At 60.7% G+C, this 11,946-nt stretch carries 15 protein-coding genes; 4 read left to right on the top strand and 11 right to left on the bottom strand.

Annotated features, from left to right (window positions below):
- Positions 1-93 precede the first annotated feature (93 nt).
- The 4 genes from G4D77_RS20400 (at position 94) to G4D77_RS20385 (ending at position 4,937) form a co-directional block, all read left to right on the top strand.
- Positions 94-732 carry a TetR/AcrR family transcriptional regulator gene (locus G4D77_RS20400; RefSeq protein ID WP_193726191.1) on the top strand — a complete coding sequence of 213 codons (639 nt, stop codon included), beginning with the start codon at positions 94-96 and terminating at the stop codon, positions 730-732.
- 147 nt (positions 733-879) lie between these two features.
- Complete coding sequence (locus G4D77_RS20395; protein WP_070081029.1) at positions 880-1,359, top strand: sigma-70 family RNA polymerase sigma factor; 480 nt, start codon at positions 880-882, stop codon at positions 1,357-1,359.
- Between the two features lie 2 nt (positions 1,360-1,361).
- A complete protein-coding gene (locus tag G4D77_RS20390) occupies positions 1,362-2,315 on the top strand; it encodes a FecR domain-containing protein (RefSeq protein ID WP_061288791.1) in 954 nt (317 codons plus the stop codon).
- A 96-nt stretch (positions 2,316-2,411) separates the two neighbouring features.
- The gene (locus G4D77_RS20385; RefSeq protein ID WP_154833417.1) at positions 2,412-4,937 is read left to right on the top strand and encodes a TonB-dependent receptor; all 2,526 of its coding nucleotides are present in this window, start codon (positions 2,412-2,414) and stop codon (positions 4,935-4,937) included.
- 113 nt (positions 4,938-5,050) lie between these two features.
- Here G4D77_RS20385 and G4D77_RS20380 read toward each other — a convergent pair whose 3' ends face one another.
- The 11 genes from G4D77_RS20380 to G4D77_RS20330 all read right to left on the bottom strand — a co-directional run bounded on the left by G4D77_RS20380 (position 5,051) and on the right by G4D77_RS20330 (position 11,903).
- Complete coding sequence (locus tag G4D77_RS20380) at positions 5,051-6,097, bottom strand: hypothetical protein (RefSeq protein ID WP_154833415.1); 1,047 nt, start codon at positions 6,095-6,097, stop codon at positions 5,051-5,053.
- Positions 6,098-6,246: 149 nt separating this feature from the next.
- On the bottom strand, positions 6,247-6,402 hold the full coding sequence (locus G4D77_RS20375) for a hypothetical protein (protein ID WP_016448436.1): 156 nt from the start codon (positions 6,400-6,402) through the stop codon (positions 6,247-6,249).
- A 39-nt stretch (positions 6,403-6,441) separates the two neighbouring features.
- On the bottom strand, positions 6,442-6,600 hold the full coding sequence (locus tag G4D77_RS20370) for a hypothetical protein (RefSeq protein ID WP_016448437.1): 159 nt from the start codon (positions 6,598-6,600) through the stop codon (positions 6,442-6,444).
- Between the two features lie 555 nt (positions 6,601-7,155).
- A complete protein-coding gene (locus G4D77_RS20365) occupies positions 7,156-7,710 on the bottom strand; it encodes a hypothetical protein (RefSeq protein ID WP_052734036.1) in 555 nt (184 codons plus the stop codon).
- A 204-nt stretch (positions 7,711-7,914) separates the two neighbouring features.
- Positions 7,915-8,724: an SdiA-regulated domain-containing protein gene (locus tag G4D77_RS20360; RefSeq protein WP_080945295.1), complete on the bottom strand. Its 810-nt coding sequence runs from the start codon at positions 8,722-8,724 to the stop codon at positions 7,915-7,917.
- Entirely contained in the window at positions 8,643-8,879 is a 237-nt protein-coding gene (locus G4D77_RS20355) for a hypothetical protein (RefSeq protein WP_164846507.1), read from the bottom strand. The genes G4D77_RS20360 and G4D77_RS20355 overlap by 82 nt, the downstream gene beginning before the upstream one ends.
- Positions 8,876-9,103, bottom strand: coding sequence for a hypothetical protein (locus tag G4D77_RS20350; protein WP_128422651.1), 228 nt, complete (start codon positions 9,101-9,103; stop codon positions 8,876-8,878). Before G4D77_RS20350 ends, G4D77_RS20355 begins: the two co-directional genes overlap by 4 nt.
- A 154-nt stretch (positions 9,104-9,257) precedes the next feature.
- The gene (locus tag G4D77_RS20345) at positions 9,258-10,013 is read right to left on the bottom strand and encodes a ZIP family metal transporter (RefSeq protein WP_052734035.1); all 756 of its coding nucleotides are present in this window, start codon (positions 10,011-10,013) and stop codon (positions 9,258-9,260) included.
- A gap of 56 nt (positions 10,014-10,069) precedes the next feature.
- Positions 10,070-10,744 (bottom strand): hypothetical protein, encoded by a 675-nt coding sequence (locus G4D77_RS20340; RefSeq protein WP_046238814.1) that lies wholly within the window; start codon positions 10,742-10,744, stop codon positions 10,070-10,072.
- 5 nt (positions 10,745-10,749) lie between these two features.
- Complete coding sequence (locus tag G4D77_RS20335; RefSeq protein ID WP_080945296.1) at positions 10,750-11,397, bottom strand: HupE/UreJ family protein; 648 nt, start codon at positions 11,395-11,397, stop codon at positions 10,750-10,752.
- Between the two features lie 137 nt (positions 11,398-11,534).
- Entirely contained in the window at positions 11,535-11,903 is a 369-nt protein-coding gene (locus G4D77_RS20330; protein WP_128422650.1) for a hypothetical protein, read from the bottom strand.
- Positions 11,904-11,946: the final 43 nt, after the last annotated feature.

Here is an 11,946-nt window from a genome sequence, read left to right as displayed (position 1 = left end):
AACTGTGAACTGATGAGTTCAAACTATATACCAAACGTATCCACTTTGCACTATTTGGTATCGGATATGACCTGTCGGGTCTAAAATATGGCTATGACAAGCCGCTCCTCCATCAAAGAACAGATACAGCGCGTGCGCGAGCAGGCCATCGTGGCGGCCGTCAACCGGCTGCTGGCCACCAAGGGCTACGACGCCATGACGGTGGACGAGGTGGCGGCCGAGGCCGGCATGGCCAAGGCCAGCCTGTACAAGCTGTTCACCTCCAAGGAAGAACTGGCAGGGGCCGCCATGGTGGGCGTGCTGGACCGCGCCCTGGCCTTCGTGGACGGCCTGCGCGACGAAGCCAGCCTGGCGGCCGAGGCCGGCACGCCCACGCTCCCGCTGGACCAGCTCAAGGCCGTGACGCGCTGGGCCATGCAGACCCAGCTGGAAGGCGAGATGCCCTCCCTGCCCGCGCAGAACTCCAACCTCAGCGCCTCGCTGCAATCCAACGACGACTACATGGACCGGCTGATCGCGCTGAGCAACCGCCTGAGCATCTGGATCACCGAGGCCCAGACCAGCGGCCAGATGCAGGCCACGCTGCCGGCCGAACTGGTGCTCTACACGCTGTTCGCGCGGGCCTGCGATCCGGTGGTGGCCCTGCTCAAGGAGTCGGGCCAGTACACGCACGCGCAGATCATCGACTGGGTGACCAGCACGACCTTCGACGGGCTGGCGGCGGCGGGCTGATCCGGTGCGCGGGATCGCACCGATCCCAATGCAAATGAGAATTCATATCAACTGGATAAAATGCCGGCAGTTTCTTGACGCACAAGAGGAAAGGCCCGGCACGTGCATCCATCCACCGACAGTGGCGCCAGCCAGGCTCTGGGCAGCATGTACGCGCAGCACAACCCTTGGCTGGTCGCGTGGCTGCAACGCAGGCTGGGCAACCGCTGCGATGCGGCCGACCTGGCCCAGGACACGTTCACGCGCATCTGGGTCAGCGCCAGGACGCAGGCCATCGAGGACATCCGGGAGCCTCGGGCCTATCTGACGACAGTGGCCCGGCGGCTGCTGGTCAATCACCTCGAACGCCGCTCGCTGGAGCAGGCCTACCTGGCCTCCCTGCACCTCCTGCCCCAGGCCACCGTGCCGTCCGTGGAGGCGCGGGCCATCCTGCTGGAGACGCTGCAGGAGCTCGATGCGCTGCTGGACGCCCTGCCCGCCAGGGTGCGCACGGCCTTTCTCATGTCCCAGCTGGAAGGCCTGTCCTACGAGGACATTGCCGACCGGATGCAGCTGAGCGTGCGCACCGTGACGCGCTACATGGCCCAGGGCTTTCGGCAATGCCTGCTGGTGATGCTGGAGCGCTGAGCATGCAGGCCGCAGACGCACGCATCCTGGACGAGGCCGCCCGCTGGCTGGCCCGCAGGCACGCCTCGGACTTCAGCGCGGCCGAGCAGGCCGAACTGGCGCGCTGGCGCAGCCAGAGCAGCCGGCATGAACAGATCTGGCAATGCGCCGAGCAGCTCAAGGGCCGCTTCAACACCGTGCCCGCCGCCGTCGGCATGGCCACGCTCAACCGCGCGCGCCCCTCGGCGGCACGGCGCCAGTTGCTGCGCTCGGCCGTGCTGGCCCTGGCCACGCCTGCGCTGGGCTGGCTGGCCTGGCGCCATCTGCCCTGGCAGGACTGGACGGCCGACTACCGCACGGCCAGGGGCGAGCGCCGCGCGGTCACGCTGGCCGATGGCAGCCGCGTGCAGCTGAACACGGCCTCGGCCATCAGCGTGCGCATGGATGGCACGGCGCGGCGCATCCGCCAGCATGCCGGGGAAATCCTGGTCGAGACCGCGCATGCGGCGCCCTACGCCTCCCAGCCTTTCATGGTGCAGACAGACGACGGCCAGATGCAGGCCCTGGGCACGCGCTTCATCGTGCGCAAGCTGGAGCGTGGCACGACGCTGGCCGTGCTGGAGGGCGCGGTGCGCGTCACGCCGGCAGCATCGGCCACGGCCGTGGTGGTGCATGCGGGCGAGCAACTGCAATTCGATGGACAAGGCGCCAGCGCCACCCGCCCGGTGGCGCCGCGGGACTCGGCCTGGACGCTGGGCGTGCTCTATGCCGAGAACCTGCGGCTGCAGGACTTCCTGGCCGAGCTGTCGCGCTACCGCGAGGGCCTTGTGCGGTGCGACGACGATGTCGCCGACCTGCGCGTCTCCGGCACCTACCAGCTGCATGACACCGACCGCATCCTGGCCCTGCTGGCCCAGACCCTGCCGGTGCGCGTGCACGAGCGCAGCCGGTACTGGGTGACGGTGGCGCGGCGCTGATCCGATTTTTTTCTGCCGTGGCTGTCCGGTTTTTCGCTCTCGCCTGTCAAGGCTTGCGAAGACCACTTTCATCGACAGCCCAGAGGACAGAACACCATGCACTCCCCTTCTTCCACCGCCGGACCACGCGCCAGCCTGCGCGCCACCGCCTTGGCGGCCCTGGCCGTCAGCACCTCGCTGCTGCTGCACGCGCTGCCAGTCCAGGCGGCCGAGCCGGCCGCCAGCGCCGCTGCCAGGAGCTACCAGATCCAGCCGGGTCCGCTGGGCCCGGCGCTGATGGCCTTTGCCGCGCAGGCAGGCGTGAACCTGGGCATGGACCTGCAGCAGCTCGTCGGCATGGAGACACGCGGCCTGTCCGGCACGTTCTCCGTGGAAGACGGCTTTGCGCAGCTGCTGAACACGTCAGGCTGGACAGCGCGCCGCGTGGGTGCGGGCAACTACGCGCTGGAGAAGCTGCCTGCGGCGGCACGCCAGGCGCCGTCTGCCGCAGCGGCCGTGCCCTCACCCTCACCCTCAGCCCCAGCCGCGGCACAGGCCACGGAACTTGCCGCCATCACGGTGACCGCGCGCACGCAGAACAACCTGGTCGCGCCCTCGCGGCAAGTCACGATCCTGGAAGGCCAGGAGGTGGAGCAGCTGCGCCAGGGCTCGGACAGCCTGGCCACCATGCTCAGCAAGGTGGTCCCCGGCATGGCGGACTCCAGCCACACCATCACCGACTACGGCCAGACGCTGCGCGGCCGCAACATGCTGGTGCTGGTGGACGGCGTTCCGCTGAACACCAACCGCGACTCGTCCAGGAACCTGGCCAACATCAACCCGGCCGACATCGAGCAGATCGAGGTGCTGCGCGGCAGCAGCGCCATCTACGGCAGCGGTGCGGCGGGCGGCATTGTCTCCATCCGCACCAAGCGGCCCTCGGGCGAGACGCGGGCCGAGACCATCGTCACCGGCTCGGCCCCGCTGTCCCGCCTGCGCGGCGCGGGGCTGGGCGGCGAGGTGCAGCACTACCTGTCCGGCGGCGGCGAGGTGGTCGACTATTCGGTGAGCCTGGGCGCCAGGCACATGGGCGGCGCCTTCGACGCCAGGGGCGACCGCATTGCACCCGAGCCCAGCCAGGGCGACCTGTTCGACTCCAACATCTACAACGCCTCGGCCAAGATCGGCTTCAAGCTCGATGCCGACCAGCGCCTGCAATTGACCGCCAGCCACTACAACGCGGCCCAGGACACGGACTACGCCTCCGACCCGTCGGTGGCGCGGCTGCCGGCAGGAACGGCGGCGGCCCGCCCCATCAAGGGCCTGGTGCTGGCCGACCAGAACCAGATCAAGAACACCATGCTGGGCCTGGACTACGAGAACCGGGACATCGCAGGCAGCACGCTGGCCGCCCAGCTCTACTACCGGGACTTCTTCACCCGTTTTGCGCCCTTCGACGCACGCGCCGTGCCGGTGCGGGGCGCCAATGTCGACCAGTCCATGCAGAACTCCGAGGTCTTTGGCGGGCGCCTGACCCTGAAGACGCCGCTGGGCGCCGGCAAGAAGAGCCTGCTGATCTGGGGTGCTGACTTCAACCAGGAGCGCACCGACATGCCCATCGACATCTTCGATCCCCGGGCCTATGACGCCAGCGGCGGCCTGGTCTTTCACAAGACGGGCCAGCTGATCTACATGCCGCCCGTCACCACGCGCAGCATCGGCGCCTTCGCCCAGCTGCAGCACCGGTTCAATGCGCAATGGTCGGCGGAAGGCGGCCTGCGCTACGACCGCGCCCAGGCCAGCTTCAATGACTTCACGCCGCTGTCGCAGTCACGCGCCCCCAGCCCCCAGCCCGTGAACGGCGGCACCGTCCGGTACAACGCCTGGACCTACAACCTGGGCACGGTCTTCACGCCGGTCCCCGGCCAGGAGCTCTATGCCTCGTACAGCCAGGGCTTCGAGCTGCCGGACATCGGCGTGGTGGTGCGCAATGCCACGCCGGCCTTCAACCTGGGCAACTCCAACCTGCAGGCGGTCAAGACCAACACCTATGAAATGGGCTGGCGCGGCAAGTTCTCCAACGTGATGGCCAACCTCAGCGTCTTCCAGTCGCGCTCCAACCTGGGCGCCGTGCAGAGCTTCAACAATGGCCTGACCCTGCTGCGCACCCGCGAGAAGATCCATGGCATCGAAGGCGGCCTGGACTACTTCAGCGACGACGACCACTGGAGCGTGGGCGGCAGCTTCACCTGGATGAAGGGCCGCGAGCTGCCCCAGGCCGCCAGCGGCTACCAGGACATGACGGGCTTTCGCATCCCTCCGCTCAAGCTCACGGCCTATGTGGAGTACCGGCCCGACACGCGCTGGAGCCACCGCCTCCAGGCCACCGCCTATGCCTCCAAGGACTACCGCCTGGACGGCAAGACCGGCTTCGGCCGCTATGACACACGGGGCTACACCACGGTGGACCTGATCAGCCAGTGGAAGATCGACCCCAAGAACCGTGTGTCCCTGGGCGTGGAAAACCTGTTCAACCGCCAGTACTTCCCGCTCTACAGCCAGCTGCTGCGCAGCAACAACAACACCAGCCGCCTGCCAGCGGCCGGCACGGTGCTGAAGATCAGCTACGCGCACACCTGGTGACCCCATAGGCAGGCACCGGTCGCCGCAGCCCGCCAACAACCGGCCGGGCACGGAAAGGGCCGCCACCCGACGCAGCCGATCAACGACCATCGGCCATCGGCTGCGCCCGAACCTCAAGGCCCCTTGCGCAGCGAGATCGGCGTGCCCCAGATCGGATCGGCGGCGCCCTGGCGGCCCAGGGTGGTGACCTGCATGGGCACCAGCCGCGCCATGAGTTTTTCCTGGTCAGGGGTCAGGTTGGCGCGGGAGGCCAGATAGGTGCGCGTGAATTCCATGGGCACCGGCAGCGTGTGGACGGTGAAGTCCTCCAGCGGGCATTCGACCTTCTCGGCCGCCACCTTGCGGCAGCCCGCCTGGCGGAACTGGTAGCTGGGCGTCTTCAGATACGAGCGCTGGCTCAGCACCAGCTGCCCGCCTTCCAGCGTGAAACTGGCCAGGGCCTGCCGGGGCGGCACGCGCACCTGGACCTTGAGCGCAGGGATGTCGCGCGAGTCCGTGTCCTGGTAGTAGCCCGCACCCATGCCCGGCGTACTGTCCGTAACCTGCCGCTCGCCCCAGGCCACGCAATGGCCCGAGGCACGGTGCACCGTGGTGCAGTACTTCTCGGTGCGGGTCTGGGTGTGCGTGGTGGCCTCCTTCCAGTTCATCTCGGTATAGAACTCGCGGTAGGTCTCGGGCGCCAGGGACGCCGTGCCGCTGGCGCCGCGGCCTGCGCCCGCAGCGCCCGCCTTGGCCCCCAGCTGGTCGAGCCGGGCATTGAGCCAGTAGTCATCGCCGCCCGTCAGCAGATACTTGCCGGGGGGCAGGACATGGACCTCGAAGGCCTTGAAGAGGTAGGTGGTCTTGGGATCGCGCTGCAGCGCGTTGTTCTGGAACTTGCGGCCGAACACGATCTCCGGCCTGTCCTGGTGGGTCCACAGCACGTTCGAGGTCCATTTGGACATGCCGTCGGCGTCGGCCAGCGACTTGTGCGGCGTCAGGTCAGCCACCAGCACCACGGCCATGTTGGCCTTCAAGGCCTCGCTGATCACCCACAGCGTCTTCGCCTGCTCCGCTTCCTCCTTCTCGAGCTGCCCGCTGGAAGGCGGCGCGGCACACCCCGACAATCCCAGGGCGAGCACCAGGGTCGGCAAAACGAAGCAGGGGCGCTGCAGTGTCATCGTTGAAATCCTTGGAGGTTGATGCTGGAAAGGCGTCATTGTGCGGGGAGATCTCCGGCGGCCCCGGCCAGGGCAGGCCCTCGACACGGAAAAGCCGCCCGAAGGCGGCCGGTTCCAGGGAGCGCTGCACCAGCGCTGGCTGCGATCAATCAGCGTTGCTGTGGCTGGCGCAAAGGCTGCCCTTGTTGGCGGACGTTCGCCTTGCACTGCATCTGGCTGTAGTTCCTGTCCGTGATGGGTTGCCCCATCTGCATGGGAACATAGGCCGGATGCTGCGGGCCTCTCGTGGGAAGAAGCTGTTTCATGGTTCCATCCTCACGTCAAACGGAACGCCGCCCAGCCTGTCAGCGGGGCTGATTGGGCTGCTGCTGGCCTGGCTGGTTCTGGCCAGGCTGCTTGTGCTGGGGGTTGTCCTGCTGCTGCTGTCCCGGGTTTTGCTGGTTCGGGTTCTGCTGCTGCGGGTTGTTTTGCTGCTGCTGTTGCTGGTCGTTTTGCTGAGCCATGGGTATCTCCTTCACATGGTGGTCAAAGAGGCGCGTCAAACGAAGCGCCCGACTGCAGCGCAGATATGCACTGCGCTGGTAACCAGTGTGGGCCCGGACATGCGGCTCAGCCGTAGGACCGGCCAGAGCGTGCGCAGCCCCATGTTGCGACACCGCAGGTAGGCCAGCCGCCGGGTGTCCGACGGACATTTCGCACAGGGGGCAACGAAGGACCAGGGCAGGCCACGGCCTGCTATTCTTGATAAATAAAGTTAGAAACTGAGATCCAGCATTCATGCGGCCTTCGCGCGTCCGCGACGGCCGGCGGGCCTAACTAATGTCGGAAACTCAGACAGACATCCGCCATTCACAGCCCCACATGCTGTCCCGAGAGAAAATCGCACAGAGGATGGATGGCACAACTTCATGCCGAGTTTAAGAAACGCAACCATCGGCGAAGCTCCCCGCCACGGCCACCTGACCAGCGTTAGACATGAGGCATTCCAGTTTTGCAGTCGCCTGCGGCTAGGAGTCTGCGGCAAACCTGCCTCAACCGGCTCGAGCTCGTTTCGCCTGCTACGGCATCTGTGTTGCCAGTAACGGGCTACCGATGGCCAAGCAGGTTGCGAGAGAGGGGTGATCGACCGTGGGCGAGTCTTTCGGTAGAACGCATGCGACACACCGGCCATGAATGGAAAAATCAACCCGATGTCCGACATGACCCAGTTTCGACAGCGCGTACAGAATCTGATCAGCGGCTTCCTTGGTGCCTTCGCTAGCCTCCGGCAAGTTGAAGTGCCGACGGCATGCATCGCACTCGAAACGTAGCAAAGACATGCCCGGCTGGGCAGACCGTAGGCTGAAACGCCATGTCCGATCCACATCGTCACTGCGCTTTTCCAGCACCTCGGCTGCAACCAGGCGCTCCAGCCACCGGTATAACGTCACCCGATTGACGCACACGCCGCGCTGCGCCAACGCTTGCTCGAACTCTGTGTGCGTCAGCGCTAGCTCAGGCTGTTCCAACAAGAGCGCCAGCATAGCAGCGGCGGACGGTTTGTACCGCACTCCCGCTCGCGCCAGAAGATCATTCGCGGGAGTGACGATGCGTTTCGATCGTTTGGCCATCATAAAGATTTTAATAGGGCGACTAATCGCAAGAGCACTGTTGATCCATAAACGTCTGATTAAAATTCGATATCCAGAGATCTCATACGCCCCATCAAATAATTTCCTCAATCATTAAATTGCATTGGATATCAATATTTATCTTCAATGACTCCACCTTAATGAAAGATAGCCTGGGCAATCAAGAATTGAGTTCTGTCATTTCCCCTAGACCTTTAAGGCACTTGTCATGCCTTGACGCATACCGCAGGAAGGCGCATTCTTTTTTTCATATCTATAGAAAAAATTAGGCTCCGAGACTATAAAAATCTCGCCACCAGGTGCCAAAGCAAGGCCCTCAGCCTGTGGAATTGTGCGCTTCAGGCCGTTGAATCCAGTCCACAGCGGTAAAATACCCAAAGGCCGTCCCTCAGGGCTGTACTCGGTCAGCATTGACGATTCATCACTCAACAGAAAATAATTCCCTGAAACCCTGTCTTTTTCAATTGAAGCGAGATCACTAATGAACAGGCCTGACCAACCGGATGCCTGCCATTCATGTATCTCACCTGTAGGCGGAGAAGAAAACCTTTCTTGATCGATCATCTGAATACGGATCGGCCACTTTTCAAACCCTACCAAGACATGCCTGTCTTCTCTGTCCCAGGCCAGTGCCTCTACCCCCAAATTGGGATGAATTCGACCGGCGGAAAGTACCAAGCCGTTGCCTGCGTCCACGCCATCTTTTTTGTCTTCAGGTATCTCTATATAGTGCAGCACTCCCGTGCGCTCGTCGGATATTAAATATAATTCATCACTTATATAAGCAATTCCTTCTACGTCAGAGACACCATGAATAGGCATGCTACGCAACACTTCTCCATCGGTGCTAAGTTCAATCACGCGAGCAGGCGTATTCACAGTGGCGTACAACGTTCCACTGGCTGTGTTGTAGGTCAATCCAGATAGATTTCTTGACACTCCCTCAATTCTTTTCGCTTGCACAGCGGCCTGATAGCCTGATAGCCTGATAGCCATAGGGACACACGGCAGGCTTCCGGGGTCAACCAGGCTATCTGAAACCAGTTATAGGCGAGCGATGGAAGGCGAAAATAGAACATCGACGCCACCATGAATACCAGCATCGATGCATTCAGGCATTTCTTCCATTTTTGACGAGCATACTTGCTCACGACTGAATCCATTCCGAACTAAGACGTGCTGGTGCAAGATAGTATCTTTTAAAAATCTCTGTCGCAGTGAGGGCAACCATCGCCAGGGAAAACAAGCAATGAATAGCAATGGTTGCACCGCAGATGCTGACCACATTTTCCACAAGCCAATTTTCTATAGGAATTGGGATGCTTGCATTTTGGACAGGCGTAGCCAACTTCACCATAGTAGTCTGACGATTCATTTCTCAAGATCTTTAAACCCCTTATTTTTTCAAAGAAAACTACAGAGGTTTTTACCCTTTTGACTGCTTTAGAAATTACTGCTCTTAGCATAACAACTCCAGAATTTCGCCATCAAATTCTCCCCGATTTTACGAACTAATCTCATGCCGCAGCTTAGTGTTCTCCAAGCAACAAGATAACGGAAAAAATCATGAATACACCGGAAGCCATCCATAAAAACTGCCCCATGGATTCCTTGGGACTCTTCTGAATTTTCAGTCTAGGAACGATATCCGCCAGCGCGACATAGGTGAAAGAGCTCGATGCCAAAGCCAGCAGCAAAGGGAGCCACGGGTCAAGTACGCCCGACAGGGCATAGGCGACGAGTCCACCGACAATGGTGAAGGCGCCGGCGCATGCCACTTTGGCTGTCGAACGAATTGCGCTATTGCCAAATTGCCGAACCACGGACAGGTCACCGATGTGATGCGGTATTTCGTGGAGCATGACCGCGGTAGTGGCTGTCATGCCTAACTGCGGGTCGATCAGAAAGGCCGAGGCGATCAGCACGCCATCGGCAAATGCATGAATGCCATCGGCGAAAATCAAGCTCCAAACGCCTGTATGTTTGCTATTTTTCGCGTGTTCAGGCTTGCATCGCATTTTTTCGCTCCCATGCTCGTGGGCGTGATGCCATAACTCAAGGCGTTCAAGCACGATCCATACGACAAGGCCAACCAGAAAAACGGTGAAGATCGTCCGACTGCTGAACGCGCCTTCCAACGCCTCGGGCATGAGGTTAAGGAACGCGGTGGACAGCAGTGCGCCGGCGGCAAAACTCAGCATTCTTTCCGCATTTCTGGAGAATCTTGAGCGCAAAATGCCGTCGGCTATCAGCACACTCCCCACCCCCGCCAGGAATGTGCCCATAAAAATGGCTGGAAATAGATTCATCGTTAAAGCCCCCCGTTACAGGGGGCAATGGATTACATACGTTTCAGAGAACCATATTCACCGGCGGTACGCAGTTTCATGGTGACTGCCGTTTGACCACGATTCCTCCAGTACCAGCCATGACTGCCTTTGAAAGCGGCTGTGAGGGTGCCCTTATCAGACGGCACGCCCTTGCCTTTTTCATAGCTGACAGAGCGGCCTGGCGCATCGCCATGGGCATCGAAATTAACGCCGCCACCCTCGGCAATCCAGTGGTAGGAGGCTTTGGCGCCTTGGTCCATGTTGAGCTTGTATTCGACGCCCTCGCCAGGCTGTAGCGTGAAGGTGACCTCATCCTTCCAGACAGGCTGGGACGGCTCCTGCTGCGCACTCACGGCGGCAGCGGTGTCGTGGTTATGGGCGTACCGATCCGTTGCAGCCGAAGCCGTGACAGCAGGGGCGGCGGGGACCACGGGCTGCGGCGCCGCAGCTTCGGCCTTGGCCACATCCTGCTGGCGATCTGCCTCGGCCTCTTGCGCCAGTTGATTTTTGATCTTGCCCATGTCCGTCAATTTGAGAACGCGGCCAATGCCGGTAGGATCGATCGCATATTCAGCAGGCAAAACGACGGTGACCAGGATGGCGACTGCAGTAATTGCAGCAATGACGGTCGATTTCACGAGTTGTTGGCTCGAAGGCAATTCGGTGATGGTAGGGACGGTATTCATAGTAATCAAACAGGGGTTGCAACAAAAAGGCCGACGGCTTGGTAGCCAAAAAGAATGAAGCCAGCCGACATCATGGCGACATTCACGGTGTAGGCATGCTTGGAAAAAGCCTGAGTTCTTCTCCAAAAACCCATTGCAATCAGAATTGCACCCAATGCCAGTAGTTGCCCCATTTCGACGCCAACGTTGAAGGACAACAGGTTCGGCACCAGTCCATCTCTGGACATGTCGTATTCCTGGATCTTGGTGGCAAGACCAAATCCGTGGCAAAGACCGAAGATCAAGGTCGCCACCTTGGTGTTGGGTTGGAATCCGAGCCACTGCCTCAAAGCGCCCAGATTGTCGAGTGCCTTATAGACCACGGACAGGCCGATGATGGCATCGATGAAGTAGCTGCTGACGCCAATGTCAAAGTAGACGCCGAGCAGCATCGTGGTGGAATGTCCGATGGCGAACAGGCTGACATACAGGCCAACATCTTTCAGCCTGTATAGATAGAAGATCACGCCAAACAGGAAAAGGATGTGGTCATAGCCCGTCACCATATGCTTGGCGCCCAGGTAGGTAAAAGGCATGATGTTCACGCCAGATATCTCCTGGATGTAACCCTTGTCTCCTTCGGTGACCGCGTGCGCCCACACCTCGGCAGGCATGGCGAGCAATGAGAATATGGCGATTAAAAATAGAAAGGCAAACAGCGGCCTTTCCTTTGCAGAACGCAAAAGCGAATAATTCAAAATTTTCCCCTACAAGTTTGATTTAATTATGCATATGAATGCACGAATCTAGGTCATACCCAGAACTTTGGGGGGCGTTCCAGTCTGTCGGCGGCTAAATCGTAGTGATGCCTGGATGCTATGGCGTAGTGCGCAAAAAGCAGCGCACGATGCCGCCATATGGGAACGACAAACGGATACGGTGTTTCGTGCGAATGGTCGCTGGCACTATGTTGGGTGCTTTTTTGCTCTTTTTCCGCCACCGAAGATGAATCGTCCACATGATCATCGTCAACTGGACTTTGATGCAAATGCAAGACATGACTACCAATCGGAGAATCATCCTGCATCATCGAAAAGAGAATCAGCCCATGGGACGCAAAAGATCCCAAGGTAGACATCATCATCCCAAGGAAAACCAGGATGATCGCGATCCATTTCAAGGGCCGGCCTTCTCGCGGATATTTTGCAAAATTCCCTGGCACG

It is taken from the genome of Delftia sp. WY8 (genome assembly GCF_018437695.1).
Classification (GTDB): domain Bacteria; phylum Pseudomonadota; class Gammaproteobacteria; order Burkholderiales; family Burkholderiaceae_C; genus Comamonas; species Comamonas tsuruhatensis.
This window is presented reverse-complemented; position numbering and strand designations above follow the sequence as displayed.

What these genes read in the sequence shown, in the direction of transcription:
- G4D77_RS20400 (WP_193726191.1), top strand. Translation starts at nt 94, where the DNA reads ATGACAAGCCGCTCCTCCATCAAAGAACAGATACAGCGCGTGCGCGAG.
- G4D77_RS20395 (WP_070081029.1), top strand. Translation starts at nt 880, where the DNA reads ATGTACGCGCAGCACAACCCTTGGCTGGTCGCGTGGCTGCAACGCAGG.
- G4D77_RS20390 (WP_061288791.1), top strand. Translation starts at nt 1,362, where the DNA reads ATGCAGGCCGCAGACGCACGCATCCTGGACGAGGCCGCCCGCTGGCTG.
- G4D77_RS20385 (WP_154833417.1), top strand. Translation starts at nt 2,412, where the DNA reads ATGCACTCCCCTTCTTCCACCGCCGGACCACGCGCCAGCCTGCGCGCC.
- G4D77_RS20380 (WP_154833415.1), bottom strand. Translation starts at nt 6,097, where the DNA reads ATGACACTGCAGCGCCCCTGCTTCGTTTTGCCGACCCTGGTGCTCGCC.
- G4D77_RS20375 (WP_016448436.1), bottom strand. Translation starts at nt 6,402, where the DNA reads ATGAAACAGCTTCTTCCCACGAGAGGCCCGCAGCATCCGGCCTATGTT.
- G4D77_RS20370 (WP_016448437.1), bottom strand. Translation starts at nt 6,600, where the DNA reads ATGGCTCAGCAAAACGACCAGCAACAGCAGCAGCAAAACAACCCGCAG.
- G4D77_RS20365 (WP_052734036.1), bottom strand. Translation starts at nt 7,710, where the DNA reads ATGATGGCCAAACGATCGAAACGCATCGTCACTCCCGCGAATGATCTT.
- G4D77_RS20360 (WP_080945295.1), bottom strand. Translation starts at nt 8,724, where the DNA reads ATGGCTATCAGGCTATCAGGCTATCAGGCCGCTGTGCAAGCGAAAAGA.
- G4D77_RS20350 (WP_128422651.1), bottom strand. Translation starts at nt 9,103, where the DNA reads ATGAATCGTCAGACTACTATGGTGAAGTTGGCTACGCCTGTCCAAAAT.
- G4D77_RS20345 (WP_052734035.1), bottom strand. Translation starts at nt 10,013, where the DNA reads ATGGGCACATTCCTGGCGGGGGTGGGGAGTGTGCTGATAGCCGACGGC.
- G4D77_RS20340 (WP_046238814.1), bottom strand. Translation starts at nt 10,744, where the DNA reads ATGAATACCGTCCCTACCATCACCGAATTGCCTTCGAGCCAACAACTC.
- G4D77_RS20335 (WP_080945296.1), bottom strand. Translation starts at nt 11,397, where the DNA reads ATGCCTGCCGAGGTGTGGGCGCACGCGGTCACCGAAGGAGACAAGGGT.